This is a genomic window from Methanothermobacter marburgensis str. Marburg, assembly GCF_000145295.1.
In the GTDB taxonomy this organism is placed as follows: domain Archaea; phylum Methanobacteriota; class Methanobacteria; order Methanobacteriales; family Methanothermobacteraceae; genus Methanothermobacter; species Methanothermobacter marburgensis.
The window spans coordinates 838822-856952 of record NC_014408.1 but is presented as its reverse complement, the minus strand read 5'-3'; the positions used below and the strand labels follow the sequence as shown (position 1 = coordinate 856952).

Annotated in this window: 18 protein-coding genes; 7 read left to right on the top strand and 11 right to left on the bottom strand. The window is 49.9% G+C overall.

Features of this window, described 5'->3' with window-relative positions; genetic code table 11:
- Window positions 1–7 precede the first annotated feature (7 nt).
- Window positions 8–436, bottom strand: a complete 429-nt coding sequence (locus MTBMA_RS04510) for a hypothetical protein (protein ID WP_013295740.1) — start codon at window positions 434–436, stop codon at window positions 8–10.
- A gap of 181 nt (window positions 437–617) precedes the next feature.
- On the opposite strand from MTBMA_RS04510, the gene MTBMA_RS04505 reads away from it, so the two are divergent.
- The 5 genes from MTBMA_RS04505 to MTBMA_RS04485 all read left to right on the top strand — a co-directional run bounded on the left by MTBMA_RS04505 (window position 618) and on the right by MTBMA_RS04485 (window position 7060).
- Entirely contained in the window at window positions 618–860 is a 243-nt protein-coding gene (locus MTBMA_RS04505) for a hypothetical protein (protein ID WP_013295739.1), read from the top strand.
- A 20-nt stretch (window positions 861–880) separates the two neighbouring features.
- A complete protein-coding gene (locus tag MTBMA_RS04500; RefSeq protein ID WP_013295738.1) occupies window positions 881–2092 on the top strand; it encodes a Mur ligase family protein in 1212 nt (403 codons plus the stop codon).
- A gap of 155 nt (window positions 2093–2247) precedes the next feature.
- The gene (locus tag MTBMA_RS04495; RefSeq protein WP_013295737.1) at window positions 2248–5256 is read left to right on the top strand and encodes a Mur ligase family protein; all 3009 of its coding nucleotides are present in this window, start codon (window positions 2248–2250) and stop codon (window positions 5254–5256) included.
- Entirely contained in the window at window positions 5234–6403 is a 1170-nt protein-coding gene (locus tag MTBMA_RS04490) for a hypothetical protein (RefSeq protein WP_013295736.1), read from the top strand. The genes MTBMA_RS04495 and MTBMA_RS04490 overlap by 23 nt, the downstream gene beginning before the upstream one ends.
- Window positions 6404–6406: 3 nt before the next feature.
- A complete protein-coding gene (locus MTBMA_RS04485) occupies window positions 6407–7060 on the top strand; it encodes a nucleotidyltransferase family protein (protein WP_238523338.1) in 654 nt (217 codons plus the stop codon).
- A gap of 55 nt (window positions 7061–7115) precedes the next feature.
- Here the strand turns inward: MTBMA_RS04485 and MTBMA_RS04480 are convergent, their stop codons facing one another.
- The 9 genes from MTBMA_RS04480 to MTBMA_RS04440 all read right to left on the bottom strand — a co-directional run bounded on the left by MTBMA_RS04480 (window position 7116) and on the right by MTBMA_RS04440 (window position 11592).
- Window positions 7116–7331 carry a hypothetical protein gene (locus MTBMA_RS04480; RefSeq protein WP_238523337.1) on the bottom strand — a complete coding sequence of 72 codons (216 nt, stop codon included), beginning with the start codon at window positions 7329–7331 and terminating at the stop codon, window positions 7116–7118.
- Between the two features lie 25 nt (window positions 7332–7356).
- Window positions 7357–8046, bottom strand: a complete 690-nt coding sequence (locus tag MTBMA_RS04475; protein ID WP_013295733.1) for a DUF169 domain-containing protein — start codon at window positions 8044–8046, stop codon at window positions 7357–7359.
- Between the two features lie 9 nt (window positions 8047–8055).
- Window positions 8056–8238: a hypothetical protein gene (locus MTBMA_RS04470; protein WP_013295732.1), complete on the bottom strand. Its 183-nt coding sequence runs from the start codon at window positions 8236–8238 to the stop codon at window positions 8056–8058.
- A gap of 126 nt (window positions 8239–8364) precedes the next feature.
- The gene (locus MTBMA_RS04465; protein WP_013295731.1) at window positions 8365–9051 is read right to left on the bottom strand and encodes a hypothetical protein; all 687 of its coding nucleotides are present in this window, start codon (window positions 9049–9051) and stop codon (window positions 8365–8367) included.
- A gap of 102 nt (window positions 9052–9153) precedes the next feature.
- A complete protein-coding gene (locus MTBMA_RS04460; RefSeq protein WP_013295730.1) occupies window positions 9154–9708 on the bottom strand; it encodes a pseudomurein-binding repeat-containing protein in 555 nt (184 codons plus the stop codon).
- A gap of 1 nt (window position 9709) precedes the next feature.
- Window positions 9710–10393 (bottom strand): PsbP-related protein, encoded by a 684-nt coding sequence (locus tag MTBMA_RS04455; protein ID WP_013295729.1) that lies wholly within the window; start codon window positions 10391–10393, stop codon window positions 9710–9712.
- Between the two features lie 34 nt (window positions 10394–10427).
- Window positions 10428–10742 carry a DUF4064 domain-containing protein gene (locus tag MTBMA_RS04450; RefSeq protein ID WP_013295728.1) on the bottom strand — a complete coding sequence of 105 codons (315 nt, stop codon included), beginning with the start codon at window positions 10740–10742 and terminating at the stop codon, window positions 10428–10430.
- Window positions 10743–10757: 15 nt separating this feature from the next.
- A complete protein-coding gene (locus tag MTBMA_RS04445) occupies window positions 10758–11234 on the bottom strand; it encodes a hypothetical protein (protein WP_013295727.1) in 477 nt (158 codons plus the stop codon).
- 31 nt (window positions 11235–11265) lie between these two features.
- Window positions 11266–11592 (bottom strand): DUF2085 domain-containing protein, encoded by a 327-nt coding sequence (locus MTBMA_RS04440; RefSeq protein ID WP_013295726.1) that lies wholly within the window; start codon window positions 11590–11592, stop codon window positions 11266–11268.
- A gap of 434 nt (window positions 11593–12026) precedes the next feature.
- Between MTBMA_RS04440 and csa3 the strand changes: the two genes are divergently transcribed.
- Complete coding sequence (gene csa3, locus MTBMA_RS04435; RefSeq protein WP_013295725.1) at window positions 12027–12620, top strand: CRISPR-associated transcriptional regulator Csa3; 594 nt, start codon at window positions 12027–12029, stop codon at window positions 12618–12620.
- Between the two features lie 49 nt (window positions 12621–12669).
- Window positions 12670–13536, top strand: a complete 867-nt coding sequence (locus MTBMA_RS04430; protein ID WP_048901193.1) for an ATP-binding protein — start codon at window positions 12670–12672, stop codon at window positions 13534–13536.
- Window positions 13537–13566: 30 nt separating this feature from the next.
- Here the strand turns inward: MTBMA_RS04430 and MTBMA_RS04425 are convergent, their stop codons facing one another.
- On the bottom strand, window positions 13567–18027 hold the full coding sequence (locus tag MTBMA_RS04425) for a cobaltochelatase subunit CobN (protein ID WP_013295723.1): 4461 nt from the start codon (window positions 18025–18027) through the stop codon (window positions 13567–13569).
- Between the last annotated feature and the right edge of the window lie 104 nt (window positions 18028–18131).

Genomic DNA, 18131 nt, shown 5'->3' with positions numbered 1-18131 from the left:
CTGGCACCTACCTTGATACGTTACCCCGCACCTGGGCCTGGTCTGCGGTGAACCTGAAGGGTGATCCTCCGCCCCCTGCTATGGAGAATGACATGAGGACACTTCCGGTGGGGTTCTTACGGTAGTCAAACGGGCCGCTGATGGTCCAGGAGTAGGTCTGGTTTCCTATCTTCAGTGTCCACCTCCCCATCTGGCCTATACCCTTGAGGTCGCTCGCGCCTCTTCTTGGATCACCGACACCACCCTCAATCGTGAAGCTGGTTCCGGCACTCATCCGGCCAAGGTTAAAGGTCATGCTTGAACCTGGCTGGAGGAGGAAAAAGCGATTACCAGGGTCCCCCGATACGATGTGCCTGCTACCACCACCGGTGGTGTTATTGGCCTCATAGATAAAGACACTCTTTGATGGGCCGATGTTTGTTATTGTGAGCTTCACCTCAACTGTCTCGTTTCCCGGGATTTTGAAGTAGGAGCTGTATATGTAGAGGGCTGCAACTGCGATTATTATGATGGCTGCAAAAAGAAGTATGTACTCTGCACCCCCTGTCCACCTCTATCCTTCATTATCATGTAAGATATATATTGTATGATTATTTATATAAAACTGAGGTGTGGTAATGGGACCCGGGGCAGCTTCTGAAACTCCGCCTGTGAGCTTGGAGGTTATATTAACTGCGGTGGCTGTGATCCTTGCGGTTGTAGCGATCATCCTGCTGATTGTATTTATAGGTAAACGTAAGAGGTCCAGGGAGGAAGAGGAAAAACCTCTCAGACCAGAGGTTTCAAAGAACGAGGATATAATAGCCCAGCTCAAGGAGGAATATGGGGTTTCTGATGATGAGGATTCAGGAGACGATTAACAGTTAATATCGGTGAAGCAATGAGGGTTGCGGTGCTGGGACTTGGAGCTGAGGGTTTAAGGGCAGTTGAGTCACTGAAGAGAAGGGGTCACAGCGTATATGCAAGTGACATACGGCGCGAAATCCCTGCAAAACCTGAGGGAGTTGACCTTGACCTTGGCTTTCATGACACGGAAAAGATAGGGGCTGCAGATGCGGTTGTAATCAGCCCATCAATGATAAAAACTGAATTCATGGAGCGGTTCAGGGATAAACTCCTCTGCAGGGTCCTTGAGGGCCACAGGAAGCCCAAAACCATTGTGGTCACAGGGACCAATGGAAAGACCACAACAGCCACAATGATGGCACATGTACTTGAATGTGCAGGTGAAAGGGTGCTTCTTGGCGGAAATGCTGGCGGCGGATTTGAGGGTTACACAGAACTCTTTTTAAGGGCATCTGAGGAGGAATTCGACTACCTGGTGGTGGAGGTCTGCGATATGACCCTGGAATTCGCATCAGAGTGCTTTGATATTGACCTCGTGGTCCTCACAAACCTTGGCGAGGACCACATGGACTTCCACGGGTCAATGGAGAACTACAGGCGGATGGTGGCAGAATTTCTGAAGGGAAGGGATGCTGTAGTCGGCCCCGCGGAGTCAGATGGAGAACTCAGGGAGGCTCCCCGGCTTCTCAGGACCTACAGTGAGTACACCGGGCCCCTGAGGGTTGAGGGTGGATTCAACAGACTGAACGCAGGGGCCGCATCAGAGGCCCTCAGGTATCTTGGGGTTCCAGAGTATATCATAAGGGAAGGGCTTGCCGGTTTCGAGCCTGTGAGGGGCCGTATAAGGTCCTTCATCATTAACGGAGCATATGTTGTGGCAGGTAAAACCGACAACCCCCATGCCCTGAGGGCAGTACTCTCAGAATCAGAATTCGATGTCATGTTCATCGGGACCCCCAGGAGGTCAGAGGAGTGGCGCCTCCGTATCCTTGATGAGGTTGCAGAGTCACCACCGGAGGTCCTTGTGATATTCCCTGGCCTTGAGGACACGGTTGACATGGTAATGGAATACCTTGAGGGCCTTGAAATCCCATCAGAGGTCATAACGGTTGATGACCCTGATGAAATCCCCGGTATGGTCCTTGAGTTTTCCAGGAAATACAGGAGGATCTTCGTGGGTGGAAACGGTCAGGACAGGATAATCAGGGTCCAGGAAAAACTCGAGGAGATCTCCTCCTGTGAATGAACAGCATCACCTGCGTAAGTGGTATATATGAATAACCCATAATTAATAACTGGACAGCATATTTCTTTAGCATCCGGGAAAATCTGGATTGATAATAACTATTACTTCATGACCATGAATACTTTTAACTTAAAAGAGATCTATGGGTGCATAAATTGATCAGGAACATGAAAGTGCTTGTGCTTGGAGCTGGAAACGCTGGCAGACCCGCCGCAAGATTGCTGAGACACCTTGGGAACAGTGTGCTTGTGAATGACCTCAGGGAACTGGATGAACTGCCCCCCAAGGCCAGGAAGAGAATAGATGAAATGAAAAGGGAGGGTGTAAGGTTCAGGTTAGGGGGTCACAGGATTGAGGACATGCTCTGGGCCGACGCCGTCTTCGTATCACCCAGCATCCCCTCTGATGCACCGGTACGGGGGATGCTGGAGAGTGTGGAGAAGGATCTTATTCACATAACAACATCAGATATCGGGAGGGTCCTGAACCAGCTCATAGGCATCCCCATGGTGGGAGTTGCAGGGACAGACGGAAAGACAACAACCACCAACATGATAGACCACATACTTTCCTCACGCTACAGGACGGTGTCATTCTCATCGATCCAGGACTCACTGGTCATTGAGGGACTCGTTGAACTTGTGGTGAATGGTGATGTGAGTAACAGGGACATGGCCGTGTTTGAACTCCCACATGGGACCATAAGGATGGCTGATGGCCTTGAAATAGTGGCTGGTGTTGTGACAAACCTCACACCAGACCACATGGATGAGTTCAGGGACTACGACGAATACATTGAGAGAAACTTCTCAATAAAGAACCTCATAGCCCCGGAGGGTGTTCTGGTACTCTGTGGAGATGACCCGGTAATCGCAGGGCTCCTGGATGACCTTGAGGTTAAAAGTGTTGTCTATGGTCTGGGAAATGAAAGGAAAGTTGAGTTCATGGACAGAACCTTCAGTGGCTCGGCAGAACCACAGGTCAGCGCAACAGACATAGACCTCATGGGTCTTGAGGGCTCAGAGTTCACACTGAAGGTCTCAGAGATACCGACTGCCCTCTGCAGCATGTGCGGATCTTTAAACTGTGGGGAACATGATGGTGTGATCCATATCGGGCCCCTTACAGAGAGGATAAAACTCAGGGTACCGGGTCTCTTCAATGTGGAGAACGCCCTTGCAGCCATAACCGTTGCACTGGTACTCGGATTTGACATTAGGGATATTAAAAATGCATTAGAGGAATTTAGGGGTATAAAGGGTAGATTCGAATTCATAGATCAGGTTGATGGTGTGCCTGTTTATATGGACGCAGCCCACAACCCTGAGAGCATGGAGAAACTCTTTGAGGGCATTGAATTCAAGGGAAGGCTGATAATAAGCCTGGACAACCCTGACACCCTCACAGTGAGGGACAAATACAGGATAGGCCAGATACTGGGTGAAAGAGCTGATGTATTAATTGTGAGCGGCAAGAATGAGACAACAGGTAAGATTGACATGGAAGCGGCCTCTGAGGTTGAAGGGGGTGCCGGCAGGGATAAAACCATAAAGACCGAGAGTGTATATGATAGCATAAGGAGGGCGCTTGAAATCGCAGAAAAGGGGGATACTGTACTACACCTGGGCCCAGGGGTTGTCAACGCCTATGATAATGTGAGGGATGATATTGAGAGGGCCATAGAGTCAATGAGGGACTCCATAGTTGTTCTTGGAGGCTGCGGAAATGTGGGGAGCCTCATGGCAAGGAACCTCAGGGCCAGGGGTTACCGGGTAATTGTCTCGGATCTGAAGGAAAGCACACCCCTCGAGGATGTCTTCAGGGAGGAGGGAATAGAACTTGACCTTGGGGGTCACAGCATGGATGTCCTCAGGCGCGCTGGCACCATAGCCATCACACCGGCCCTCGAGAATAACAGAAGGGTTCTTGACCTTATCAGTGGACTTGACGCTGATGTGATAGGTGTTGAGGACGTCCTGAATATGTGTCCTGTTGAGAAACCGGTGGTTGGAGTTACAGGGACCAATGGAAAGACCACGACCACCGGTATTCTCAAATCCATAATTAGGGCTGCTGGAAAGACTGTGCCAGAGCACCACCTCAGCATACAGGGCAACACCGAACTGGTACCGGCCCTTCAGGCAAGACTCCCTGGGGACGTGGCGGTGGTTGAGATAGGGACATTCGGGCGGAGGGGTGAGATAAGGCAATCAGCCCTTCTCTCAGGGGTCTCAGTGGGCGTCATAACCAACATATCAAGGGACCACCTTTCAGGTGGAAGGAGGTTCTCTGATTACATTGAATGCAAGAGGGAGATCATTGATACAGCAGAGGTCATAGTACTCAACGCCGATGACCCCATCGTCGCATCATTCGCAGAGGGACTGAGGGAGGAGAGAGCGGTGCTCTACGGTATCCAGAGTATGGAGTCGGCCCCGGTCATGCCAGAGGGGAGGGAATGCCCCAAATGTGGCAACAACCTCAAATATACTCGCAGGACCATGGGGCACCTGGGGGACTACCAGTGTGTCTGCGGCTACCGGAGACCCCAGCCTGAGGTTATGGCACTGGAGGCATCTGCAGATGGATTCAAACTGGTGATAGGCTCCGAGATGAGGAATGTGAAACTCAGGACACCAGGGATCTTCAATGTCTACAATGCACTGGCAGCCGCTGCCGCTGCATGGTCACTTGGCGTGGACATGGATGATATAGTGAGGGGAATTGAGTCATTCAGTGGTGTGAGGGGAAGGTTCCAGAAGCTGATGGACTCACCACGGGTCATACTTGACTACGCCCACAACCCGGCCGGCGTGAGGGCGGTGATGCAGGAACTTAAAGGTACCGATGGAAGGCTGATAGTCGTAAACACCGTGGCATCTGAGAGTGGAATCGATGGGGACCTGGAAATCGCATCGCTCCTGAAGGATGCCGACACCGTTATACCGGCCTCCTATGCTGCAAGGAGAGCCTCCAGTATCCTGAGTAAGAGGGTGGTCCATATAGAATCCAGCAGAAAACGTGCTGGTGCTGGGACCCTTGGAGCGAGCCGTGAACAGGTTGAGGAGGCCGTCAGTAAGGCCCTTGAAATTGCAGAACCAGATGACACCGTACTCATAATCGGTGAGGGGGGATTCAGATATGCAGAGGATTATATCAGGTAAGCACATCATTTTTCTGGTTATTGTGGCAGCCATCATAACAGCATCAGGTGCATACATTGAGGGGAGTGTTGAACCCCAAGATCCAGTGGAGATAGCTGCCCTTGAGCCTGGAAGCACGGTACTGAAGGGCCAGGATGTCATCGATGAGTCCCGGGTGAGGAGCGTCCCTCTCATACTCCACCCGGACTACATACTTGATGAATTCAACTACATGGACCCCGGGAACCTCCTCCAAGCGGTCCTCACAGGGGCCGTGCATGTCCCGATATCCGAGATGACCTCCGGGATGGACCCCTCAGGAAGATCCACTGTGGACGGTCCTGGGGTACTGAGGGTTTCAGGGGGTAAACTGGTGGTTCAGGAGCCACCGGTCTTCCTCTGGGCCTACAAGACACCCTACACCTATGGGGTCAAGAGAAGCAATGGTATGGATATCATTGAGAACGGAAGGAAGGTTAGATTTGTCCCTGCAGATAGTATAAGCAACAGCACCGTCCCCCACAGGTACAAATCAGTTAACAGGATAAAGAGGTGGTTCAGAAGGGCTGATGATGGTGACGAGATAGTTCTGGACTACCAGCTCTCCAACTTCAGCGATGGCAGGCTCCCTGTTTCACCAGCGAGGATAGAGGAACTCTTTGGCAAGGATGTCCTTGAGTACATGGAGAACTACCCCTCAGGGTCGCCTGTCATGGTGTACACGGGGGGCTACAGGAAGGTCCTGGTATCATCTGCAGTGAGCTACCTGGGCTCATATCCCCAGTATGATGATAACAAGAGGGCCTTCAATGCAAGGGCATTCGCGGCGGCATGGAATGGCACTGTGATTCCACCGGGAAGTGAGGGTTCAGGTAAGGAGACCGTCAGGTTCACTGCATCAAGGGACCCCAAGGCCCCAGGTGGATACGCGTCCCACGGCTCATGTCCACCTGCAAGGGCCCTCAGGGCCGTTGTAACTGACGCAGGGATGCCACTCCCCAGGGGAATGACCTGGGAGTTCCATGCGGTTCTATTCGGATTCAACCCGGCGACCGGGATAAAGGTCAGAAATACGGGAAGGTACCCGGTACTCATTGAGATGTGGACGACGGGTTCAGGTGCAGGTACAACCATATACGCCAGAATCTACAGACTTGAACCGGCATAGGTGGTGGAGTTGATCTCAGCTGTTGTTACGGCGGCAGGGAGGGGTAGCCGTATGTGCAGGGACATGCAGGAACTCGGCCTTGAGCCTGTCCACAAATTACTGCTCCCCCTCAACTCAGTTACTGTAATAGAGAAAACTCTGGATTCCGTGCTCAGGGCTGGTGTGGATGAGTGCATCATTGTAACAGGCCACCACGCAGAGGAGGTGGAGGCTGCGATATCAGGTCTGGATGTTGAGATTGTGAGGAACGATCCTGCGGATGTTCCACTCTCGGCATCACTTCTCAATGGTGTTCTATCTGCTTCCGGCGAAATCATACTCTGTATCGCCGGAGACCAGCCTGCAGTATCCCCTGAGACCATGGGGAGGATCAGTGAACACGCTGATTCTGAGACGGTTTCGGTACTTGCAAGGGGAATGAGTGGCTGGCTTGATAGCGCCGAGGGCCTCGGGATGCCCCTTGCAGCGAGCTCAGAGCTCCTTAAAAGGTACCTTCCAATGGGTGATGGAAATATAAATCCTCTGCTCCGTTTGATGGTGGATGATGGCATCAGGCTGTACGGTGTTGAGGCATCAGACCCCATTGAACTTGTAAATATAAACCACTACAGTGATTACCTCAGAATAAGGGAATATTTTGGAGTTAAAAGGAAATAGGTGTAGCAGGGTCTGGAACTATTCTTTAAAAGAAAAAATAGGGGGGACCCTGCGCCTAGAATTCTTTTTCCTCGGTCTCCTCTTCAAGAAGATCCAGCCTATCCTCAATCTCCTCAAGGAGATTACCCACACTCCTGAGGATCTCGAGGGTGTCATAGATCCAGTTTATAACAAGTTCCTGGTCTGCCTCACTCTCATACTTTTTTATCTTCTCCTCGAGGTCAGCAACATCCTCGAGGATCCTGAAGGTCTTTGTCTCAACCACAATCATCACCCCACGGTTTTATAGGTTGTGTCTACTGGCTTATTGCCTCAAGAGCGTTGACAACACACCCTATGTTCTCACCGTTGAGCCCCACGATGAGTTCATCATCCCTTACACCGGCGTACTGCCTTGAACCGCTGCACCCCATGGTTATGTTTGCCTTCTTCCTCATGTAGGGGCCTGCAACTGCGTCTGCACAGAGTGACTGTATACCTGAGAAGTCTGCCTCAACGCGGCCACCCAGGGTGTAGACGAGGGCCTGTGAGATCTTCATTGCCTGGGCAGGGTTGCAGATGATGACTATGACGTCAGGGTCAAAGGTTGCATCCTCGAGGGGTGCGTATACTGCGGCGTAGAACCTGAGGTCAACGGATGGTATCTCATCAAAGGTCCTCTTGGCGGATGCAAAACTTGCAAAGCGGCCAAGGTTGTAGTAGAACTCCCCTGTTTTGACCTTCTCTGGCGCCTCGTCTATTCCAAGGGCATCTGCACCACCCTTGCATGCCTGGGCCTCTGCCGTTGCATAGAAGGATTTTCCTGCAGCGGCCATCTGGACCATTTCACAGTGCCTTGCAGGTTTCTCTATTTTTTCAACGCCCTCAGGAAGGTCATCCTCCCTTAGAACGAGTTTTATAGCCACCGGGGACTTTTCAAGTCCAAGCAGGGTCTTCAGTTTTTCTGATATCTCATCATATCCATTCGCAGCGCATACATCAACCACAAGATCACCTCAATCAATAATCTTCACGGGTTTACCGTACTGGCGTTTCTCGAGATGGCCACAGTCGCGGCACCTGTAGATCACCAGGATGAAGTTCCCTGATTCAGGGTATGTCTCCTCAACCTCATCTGCAAGTCCACCGCAGACACTGCACCTCACCCTATCTGGCTGATCCATTCTGTAGTGTATCATCAGAACCACAGTGTAATATATGTAAAAAAGAGTATATTAATTTCTCGGTTTCGTCATCCATTCATGCCGATCTCCCGTTTTTTCAGGGTTTCTCTGGCACTGGTTGTGGATGGTCTCTTTCAGGGTTTATGAGGGGATGTCAGTGGAGTCAAGGGTTATTACAAACTCCCTGGCATGTTCCAGGGTTCTTGAGTAGTCCTGGTACATGTAGTTCTCATACAGTATGGCGGGTGTTCCCCCCTGAATTATGGGTTCCGTTACATAGGCGGGGCTTGTCTGTGACTCAGGGAAGTAGTAGGATAGCCAGCTGATCCTGGATGCAAGTTTCAGGGCTATCACCCTGCTTTGATCATGGGGGAGTGGAGTGAAAACGAACCTCCTCATACCATAGTTGCCCCTGTTGGAGTGCACATCAACTGCGAGGCTGTAGTTGTCCCGGGATACATCGGGAACCACGTATCTTCGTGCAAGGAGCTGTCCTGCCATCCTCCCCTTTTCATAGTCCTCCGGCTTAAATGTAACGTTGACCCGGTATACGAAGTACGTGTACCTCAGTTTATCCTGGTTCTCCTCAAGGGCCTGCAGCAATGCCCTGTGGGAGTCCCTCTCAAGGGGGTGGACTCCTGTTATGTAGGCTATTTTCACCTCTGAGTCCCTGTTCCCGTAGGGTCCAAGTTTCTCAACTGTGCCCATCTTATCAGAGCCGAGAACCACAGCTTCGTTCCTATCTGTGCTGTGGAGGGAGGGGTTCAGCAGGTAAACCGTGATTAGGGCTCCTGTGATTATGAGTGATAGGATCAATTTTCTCTGCATACTGAACTTCCATTAGTACACTATTTTCCCATTTGATAGTTTGAGGATAAAAGTTTGTTTATTCAACAATGGTTATTAGTTTTCTATAAAAAGAAAAGGGTATTAGGCACTCACCACTTCAGGTAGAGTCCCTGTCCTCCTGTATTCAACCAGAACCTGTCTGAAGATCTTCCTTGCAAGGGATGGGGTTATGTCGGGGGATCCCTCAACATAGATACCAACATGGTTGGGGCTTCTGCCATTGGCGTCCATCCATGTGTATGTGCGCTCCGCCATATCGGTGTATTCGCTCCTTGTAAGGGTAACGGTATCCATGAATCCATAGGGGTCCTCAGGGCCACTGTATTCACCCACATGGATCTTTCCTGTCTCATTGAGTTCCAGCATCACAACCCCCCTTGCAAAGATGTATAGTAACTGGGGGCCTGTGAAGTTGAATCCCCTGTATTCTACTGTACCGTTACCTGAGTCCATCTCTGCAAGTTCAAGGACAGCCTGAAGGTTCAGCTGGTATCCATCTGAGGTTTTTTCAACTGTTGCCGCTTCATCTTTATCTTCTGGAACACTGCTACCCCTGAGTAGCTGCAGTGCACCGGCTGTCAACAGAAGAGCCACCATAACCGCTGCAATAACCGGAATCATCCTGTCGGAATCCATATCACTCAACCCTGAAACTCCTTATAATTGTGTCTATATCATCCTGTATAAGTGAGATGTCATCAGATGTGAAAAGCAAGGAGTATTCATATGTGCCGTCTGTGAATACAATGTACTCATGCTCTCCGCATCCATTTGAATAATAAAATGATTTTATGGCATATGCCCGGTTGCCATCAACCTTGATTTCCTTCACATATTCCACGGTGTCCCCTTTTTCATAACATACCTCAAGCCAGATGTCCCTTAGTGCTTCAGCATCAAGGGTGTAGGGTTTTTTATAGACGGTCATGATGGAGTTTATACCCATATCATAAGATTTGAGATCAACGACGGCATCTGAACTCTTATCTTCTGGTGTGTAGATAGTCCATGTCTTGGGGTAACTGAATGAGATTCCATTGCCCTTGAACTTATTTAGGTATGATTCTGTTAACGCTGACCCTCCAGTTGCATCGACACTATCATAATCGGATTCAGTACCGTAATCGCTAAATACGGTTGCTGTAATCGCAATGGCAATAATCAGGATAAATGGGATTGTAATCGCTATTAGGACCTTTGATGTCTGGCTCTGCTTTTTCCACCAGCTGTTACTCCCCCCTGAGTTAAGTTTAAACCCGCAGCTGGAACAGAAGACAGCATTTCTCCTGTTTTCTGATCCACAGTTTGAGCACCTTTTCAAATGCACACCTCCAGTTAAAAAAATAAAATGGGGGCTATCTTATCAGCCCGAGAATACCTGCGATACCAAGGAAAACTGTTCCAGGGATTGCATAGGCAGATATGCTTATAAGAAGCCAGATAGCACTGACTATTAGGATCACACCGCCCCTTCTGGGGTTGTTCCTCACATATACTGATCCTATGATCCCCACAATGGAGGCCAGTATTGCACTGATACCCAGATAGAGGAGTTCAGAGCCGAAAACCGAAAGTACGATGGCAAAAAGACCTCCAAGCAAACCGAAGATCGCCCCAATTATCCCAAGGACAAGTTCAAGTGTCCTTGATGTTTCTACAGCATCACTCATTACAATTCACCTCCATCAGACATTCAGGGTTGTTCTGTATATGGCCGAGTCATCGTCAGTCGCCAGATCAGTGAATACCAGCAGTTCAACCTTCACGGGGGTTCCTGAGTCAATGATGTCCATGGTGCTGAATTTAACTGGCTGACCTGCTTTCGCATCATTGATGTTCCATGCGAGTGGATTGTCGTAAAGCAGGTTTCCCTCTGAGTCATACCACTTAAGATGCATCTCAAGGTAGGAGAAGTCCTTGAGTGGCGTGATCTTTCCCTTCACAGAGTAACTTCCATAGCCCTCTGAGACGACTTCAATATCCTCAACCCTGATTTCAGATTGGGCCTGTGTGTTTGATTTTTCTGCACTGGGCGCTTCAGTAGCGGTGTTATCTGGCGACATCATCCCACCTATTGCAACAACAAGTATAAAACCAAGACACAGTGCCCCGATGATAACACCTGCCCTGGTTGCTGAACTCTGTTCATCCCACCAGCTCATTTTATCAACCTCTTTTTTGATCCATAATTGTTCAGAGATGGAGTATGAAGTACTTCAGTGCCTTTGTGAGTATACCCATTCCCACACCGGCTGCAAGACCTGTTGAAAATCGCAGAAGATTGTTGCTTTCCCTGTAACCAAGCAGCTGTGTGAATCCGTCTAGAAATGTTGGCACCATCATAAGTAACGCCACTATTATCAGTGTGATGTCATATTCAATCACTGTGAGGTATGCGTATAGGAAGTATGCAAATGCACCCATATATATGCCCGTACACCTTGAACATACAGGAAAATAGTGACCTCTTACTGAAAATGTTCTCTCTGGTTTTCTGTGGCACAGATACTTCAGTTTCATATGGACAACACCATCTCTAAAATGTCAATCAGGACAATTAATTAATCAGTACCTCATTATATTTAAATGTTAATGTTTTCATTTACATTAATAAATTTTTTAAGAATTGTGGTACAATTTTTCATCATGAATTTTCTGCATTCACCCATTAACTTCATTATACCTCATGACATATGATGGCGCAATCATCATAAAGCACCCATCATCTGAATGGTATGAGCAAATTCGGTGTAATGTAAGGTGGGATATCCCTCTTTTAACTGACACCTTACAAGATATCCAGGATTCAGAATAAAAAAGGAGTCATTTCTGAATGTCAATCTGTATAGAGGAAAATATATATAGAATAATCAGAATAAGATAACACCATATGTAATGAATTGTTTTCCCTGAACAAATCTTTGGGATAGGAAAACTTAAGGGACGTGATAATAATGGATACAACGCTGATATCCACAATATACTCCATTGAGCCGGTGATGTTCTGCATAACACAGTTCTCACCAAAGAAGGTTGTACTGCTCAAGGAGGATAAGGCGCCAAGGGAGAAGGAACAGGTCGAACAGGTCCTCAGAGACACCCTGGGCAACTTCGTTGAGATAACGACATTTGAGACAAGCCTTTATGATGTTGTCACCATTGCAAAGGACATGGTTGAGATCATAGATGAGGAAAGGGCCAACGGAAGGCGTGTTGTGGTTAACATAAGCGGTGGCAGGAAGACCCAGGCACTCGGTGCACTCTTTGGCTGCTATGCCAGGAACCATGATGTCCAGCGCATAGTGTACGTGACCGAGGAGGACAGTGAACTCATAGACCTCCCAATACTGAGCTTCGGGATCTCCAAGACCAAGAAACAGGTCCTTGAGGAACTCAAGGCCGGTGAAACATCGGTTAAGAACCTTGCAGTCAAGATAGGTATAAGCAGGGGGATGACATACAACCACATAAGGGAACTCCGTGACATGGGGTTCATAGACCGTGAAAAACTTGAAATAACCTCTGCAGGCGAACTTGCAGTGCTTTAAATCATTTTCATGGACACATCTTAACCTATAAGGAATTAAAGTGTCCTCAATGCCCATAATCTCTTTAAACAGGACAAACGATTTTTTTGGAAGAGAAAAGGAGATAAGAAGGATTAATGAAGCCCTCAATGACCCCGGCTTTGTGGTTGTGACGGGTAAGATGGGCTCAGGAAAAACCGCTATTCTCAGGAGAATCCAGGAGGAAAACTCCACAAGAACAACCTTCATTGATATGAGGTGCACCGATATCAGAAGGACCCATGAGGGCATACCTGACTTCAGGAGGATAACTGTTCTTGCAAGAACCGTGGAGTGGAATGTGCTCCTTGACAGCATGCCCCCTGAGAAGTCATCCATAATTGATGCATGGAAGATGTCGCAGCTGCACTGCATGCGGTGTGCTGTGGCAGTGAGGTACAGCGAGGGACTTATCAGGGATATTCAGGAGGAACTCCCAGGGGCGGCTGTTGTTGAGGTGCCACCCCTCACAGAAAGAGACACAGAGAGGTACATCAGCCTCAAGGCACCGGGTTTCAGGGCTGTCAGGGCTGGAATAGAATATATCCATGAGGTCACAGATGGTATGCCTCTATTCATTGACAGCTTCCTGAATGTACTATCAGATGGAATCATATACGGCCCCGTGCTCCTTGAGGAGAACTTCAAGGCAAAGTTTCAGCAGATAGCCTTCCCATGGATCGCTGAACTTAACAGCCTAACCCTGAGGGAAAAGAATATATTGAGTCTTTTAAAGGAGGGCCCCCTTGGAGGGGATGAAATACCTGCAGGGAGCAGCGAACTTGAGGAACTTGAACTTCGGGGCCTCATTGAGCTTCATGGGGATAAATGGAATCTCGACTCAGAGCTCCTCAGAAGGGTCATTGTTGAACTTGAGAATCAGACGGGGTGTATCTAGTTTTCATTCAATAAAAAAAATAAAATAGGGTTATCTGCCCCTCCAGTAACCGAATCCCACCAGGAACACAAGGGCCACAACACCGAGAAGTGCGTAAAGTGGCACCTGGGTTTCTGATGATCCGCTCTGGGTTGATGCTGAAACCTCATAGGCTTTACCTGATTCAGCACCCTTTTCTGTTTCACCAGGGGTAGCTGAACTCTGACTTTCAGCCGCTGAACCGGATGATCCACTGTATGATTCACCTGATGAACCTGAGGGTCTCTGCCCTGTCATCCCTGCGCTCTCACCGTTGCTATCTGAACCTGAATGATCGGGATTCTCTGAACCTCCTTCCTGTGGTACATTGACTGATGCGCCTGTTGCAGCTGCAAGGGCTGCGGCAAACCTTTTGAGGGACGCCTGGTTGACTGAGGAGACCTTAACAACCCAGTTATTGAAGACTATGTTTGCACAGGTATGATGGCAGCACACCACACCATACTGCCCGGCAAGTTCAATGTAGCGGTTTGCAAGGTTCCGCAGGACAGCCTTATCTGCATTCCAGATGTTCCGCCTTGCAGCCTCAAGTACCCAGGCAATCATTGACTGGGTTGCAACGGCCTCATAGTCCCTTGATGCCCTGAATCTGTCACTCAGGAGGTTCACTGCAAGCTGGTTCCACAGTTCATTGCTCACAGCACCCGTTGTGACGGCCACACCGAACACATTCTTGTACCTTGAGGCGTATTCCAGCCAGCCGCTTGGTGAGCTGAGGAGTGAGTCCATGTAGCGCGGGTTGAGTAGCTGGGATCTCACCTCAAGTTCAATCTCCTCTGCAACGGTCCTAACTGTGACTGTGTTCCTGTTCCGTATATCCACCAGTGCAGTGTCAGGGTTGCCGCCGAGGTGGCGTGATGCAAGGACCATTCCACCGAACCAGTCATAGTAGTCGTCTGTGTCAATGAGCCTCCAGGTGCTGTCCAGGTTCTGTGTCACGAGGTTCACCTTACCCAGGAGATACTGGAAGGTGCCCCTGTTCTGCTGTATATCCACTCCCCCAGGGGTTGACCTCCAGGCATAGGAGACCCTTGAGAGGTAGACATCTGCAAGTTCAGCGCTGGTATTCCACCTTGAGGTTGCCGGTGTCATATCTGATACCCCTGTACCCTCAAGTACAAGGCCCCTGAGTCCGAATACACGGTCCAGTGAGCCGCATTCACTGTAGTGCCTCTTAACATAGTTTTCGGTGTCATTTGCCTCTGCAGCCATCTTAACAGCTGCGTTCATGAGGTCTATCCAGAGCTGGTTACCTGTGACAGCAGTTACAAATACGTCGATGCGTGGCCTTGGTATCTCAACGCCGTTCACTGTGATCTTGAGTTCTGATGCGTCCATGAGGACAGGTTCCGGTTTGACGTCACCGTTGGTGTTCCACTGTGGCTTAACCCCAAGGAGGTACATGAACTCTGCAATGGCAACACCATCGGTCCTCAGAAGCTCTGTACCCCACATCACCATTCCGACGAGTTCAGGGAATTTTCCGTGCTTCATGTAGTACTCTGCAAGGAGGGTGTCTGTGATTCTCTTTGCGGTCTCCCAGGCGGCCTTTGTTGGCATCTTCTTGGGGTTGGTGGCGTAGAAGTTGGCGCCTGTTGGAAGCACATCACACCATGCAGGGTCACCTGCAAGGCCTGGCCTCACAAAGCCCCCTCCAAGGGCTGAAAGCAGGCTCTGCCATTCGGTGTTTCCACGTATCTTTCTGATTGTCTCATTGATGAATTCAAGGTCGGTGCCGTTTATACCTGCAGGGGCAGTGCCGTTTATGATGTTCCTGATCCATGTCCGTGCAAGGTTCTTAACCGAGGCTATCTCGTCGCTGTATCTCAGGGGGTCCTTAAGCATTTCAGTGTAGGCTGGCTTTGATGGGTAAATGGTTTTCCTGATGTTCTCCAGGAACTCTGACCTTGATGATGCTATGGTGAGAACCTCCTCAACCAGCTCCTCACCCTCAAGCACCCTTCCGAGACTGTGAAGTCCCAGGGGGATTATGTCTGATTCTATCTCATGGAGACTGAGGTGAAGCCTCTCCAGGGCATCTGTGAAGTTTCCTGACATGTTGAAGCCCATCTCTGAGGCTCTGGATCTGATCTGGGACTCAAGGGCTGGGAGTATCTGGCTGTTACCAACCTTTAGGGCGTTCTCGTACTGGTGGATGAGGTCATGTATCTCAATGAGTTTACCGTACAGTCCGCTCTCAACCATTGCAGGGGTCATGTGGTCGATTATGAGTGCCCCGCTCCGGTCCTTTGCAACCATACCCTCCCCTGGATTTGAGACTATGTAGGGGTAGATGTTGGGTATCCCTGTGAGCTGGAATGGCCAGTCATCCTCCATGAGCCCTATCATCCTTCCAGGGAGGAACTCCAGTGTCCCGTGGGTTCCAAGGTGTATCATTGCGTTTGCCATGAAGACGTTCTCCAGCCACCTGTAGAAGGCTATGTACTGGTGGTGTGGTGGCAGGTAGGGGTTGTGGTAGTCTGTGACCTCGTCCCATCCACGTGCCGGCTGGACCGTCACGAAGATGTTCCCCAGCATTATACCCGGTATCACGATGCTGCCGTTCACCGTCATTATGTTGCCTGGTGCGGTCCCCCATTTTGATATGACCTCTGACCTGAGTTTTTCAGGGAGTTTGCTGAACCATTCCAGGTATTTCTGCACATCAAGGAGCTGTCCGCTGGCCTGCAGTTCTGCCCTGTGCTCACTCACGTACCTTTCAAGGAGTGGCTGGGCCCAGGTCCCCTTGTTACCAAACTCTGAGACTATCCTGTAGAGCTCCTCCACGTCGGGTATCCTTTCAACCCGGTACCCTGTCTCGTTGAGCTTCACCAGGAGGTCGTGGAGGCTCCTGAAGACGTCCAGGTATGATGCCGTAAACCCATCCTTACCCGGCGGGTAGCTGTAGAGTATCACCGCGATTTTCTTATCTGCATTACTGAGTTCCCTGAGCCTTGCCCAGGCATCGGCCAGTTTGACGATCTTCTCAACGCCGGGCTGTACCACAACTTCGTTCCATGATGCGTCGGTGTAGGATACAACGATGGGTGAGAAGACACCCTCGAACCCGGGTATCGTGACCTGCCATGTCCATTCGTACTGGGCACCCAGCGGGTTTGTGAGGCTTGAGTTGCTGTATAGCTGCACCCCCTTGATCACAGGGATGTTTATCCTCTCAAACTCTGCAACCGCCCCACCTGATGGCAGGTTGGCGTAGTTGAGTGACCAGGAGTAGAGGGATATCACCGCGTCTATCCTCCTTGTGAGGGGTCCCTTACCGTTAACACCAAGGGCGAGTTCCTCAAGGAGTGAACTCACAGCAGGGTTTGTGGCGCCCTGGTATAGGTTGAATATGGCCCTTCCCTCTTTCTCTGCCTGGCGTATTATCGCGTCCACGGTTGGTGATGGATTGTAGCTTACAACGACGATGAATGGTCCTGTCATGTTTTTGTTTGCTGTGTACCAGTTCTCGAACTGTCTGTAGATATCTGCCCTCTGGTCTTCCGCCCATGCTGAGAAGTTCTGGTCTATCCATCTGAGGCTGTCATATGGTGGTATGAGACCAGGGTTGCCCTCTATCCAGGCCTTTATTCTGGATCTTTCTGCAACCACACTCATGACTCCAAGGTCAGGGTGGTAGAGTCCCCAGTCAGGGGCTGCCATGACCGGCCCCTGATTGTTCTCAACCGGGTTGAAGGTGGTCTCACCGAGGAGATACTGGATGTATTTTATCATGTTCTCCAGGTTCTCCCTGGCTGCCCCTCCTGATGCAAGGGCGTAGTAACTTGCAATGTAGGTGTTCTCCACTGTATCGGGCGTGTCATTTCCGGGTGTTCCACCAAGGAGGTTCAGGCCTGTTCCACCGTAGGGGTCAGTGTCTGTGTCTGTGGGGTAACCGAAGGCAGCTGCTATCATGTTCCTCTGGTTCGCGGGACTCCTCAGGAGGTATGGATACCAGGAGTCGCCCCAGCCTGTCCCGGGCATTGCCATGTCCAGGTAGGCGAAGTTCACGTACTCCATGATCCAGTCACTGGCCGCTGAGGAGGGATCCCACATGTCATGGTAGATTATCCTCCTGTTACCCATTGACTCCAGTATGCGTCCCTTCTCAGGGACCGAGCTTATGATGGCTATATCCGGCATGAATGTGTGGTTCAGTGTTCTGCTCGCGGTTACGGTGTATGTCACCGGACGGTAGGTGTGGTAGCTTATCCTCACCTCAACAGGGAATGTGTCACTGAATGTGACCCTGTAGGATCCGTCTGCTGCTGTTCGTGTTTCATTGATAACCGAACCATTGTATATCACGGTGATGGTGGCATTCTTCACTGGCAGCGCGTCCTGGAGTGTGGTGTATCCTCCTGATGTTTCATTGTAGATCTCCTTTATGTGTCCTGAAACCTCCGCTGCGCTGGCTGTGCCAGTCAGTGCAACTGCGAGTATCACCGCCATTACTGTGATGAATCTTTTAATATTTTCACCTCCCTTTAATTTTATTCAGGTTTACTTTAAGGGAGGCGATATTTAAAATTAACTTTAATTATTTTAAAACAAAT

Coding starts and splice junctions, on each gene's coding strand:
- MTBMA_RS04470 (WP_013295732.1), bottom strand. CDS start 8,238: ATGATACACTACAGAATGGATCAGCCAGATAGGGTGAGGTGCAGTGTC.
- MTBMA_RS04425 (WP_013295723.1), bottom strand. CDS start 18,027: ATGGCGGTGATACTCGCAGTTGCACTGACTGGCACAGCCAGCGCAGCG.
- MTBMA_RS04480 (WP_238523337.1), bottom strand. CDS start 7,331: ATGATTGTGGTTGAGACAAAGACCTTCAGGATCCTCGAGGATGTTGCT.
- MTBMA_RS04450 (WP_013295728.1), bottom strand. CDS start 10,742: ATGAGTGATGCTGTAGAAACATCAAGGACACTTGAACTTGTCCTTGGG.
- MTBMA_RS04460 (WP_013295730.1), bottom strand. CDS start 9,708: ATGGATTCCGACAGGATGATTCCGGTTATTGCAGCGGTTATGGTGGCT.
- MTBMA_RS04505 (WP_013295739.1), top strand. CDS start 618: ATGGGACCCGGGGCAGCTTCTGAAACTCCGCCTGTGAGCTTGGAGGTT.
- MTBMA_RS04490 (WP_013295736.1), top strand. CDS start 5,234: ATGCAGAGGATTATATCAGGTAAGCACATCATTTTTCTGGTTATTGTG.
- csa3 (WP_013295725.1), top strand. CDS start 12,027: ATGGATACAACGCTGATATCCACAATATACTCCATTGAGCCGGTGATG.
- MTBMA_RS04440 (WP_013295726.1), bottom strand. CDS start 11,592: ATGAAACTGAAGTATCTGTGCCACAGAAAACCAGAGAGAACATTTTCA.
- MTBMA_RS04500 (WP_013295738.1), top strand. CDS start 881: ATGAGGGTTGCGGTGCTGGGACTTGGAGCTGAGGGTTTAAGGGCAGTT.
- MTBMA_RS04430 (WP_048901193.1), top strand. CDS start 12,670: ATGCCCATAATCTCTTTAAACAGGACAAACGATTTTTTTGGAAGAGAA.
- MTBMA_RS04465 (WP_013295731.1), bottom strand. CDS start 9,051: ATGCAGAGAAAATTGATCCTATCACTCATAATCACAGGAGCCCTAATC.
- MTBMA_RS04445 (WP_013295727.1), bottom strand. CDS start 11,234: ATGAGCTGGTGGGATGAACAGAGTTCAGCAACCAGGGCAGGTGTTATC.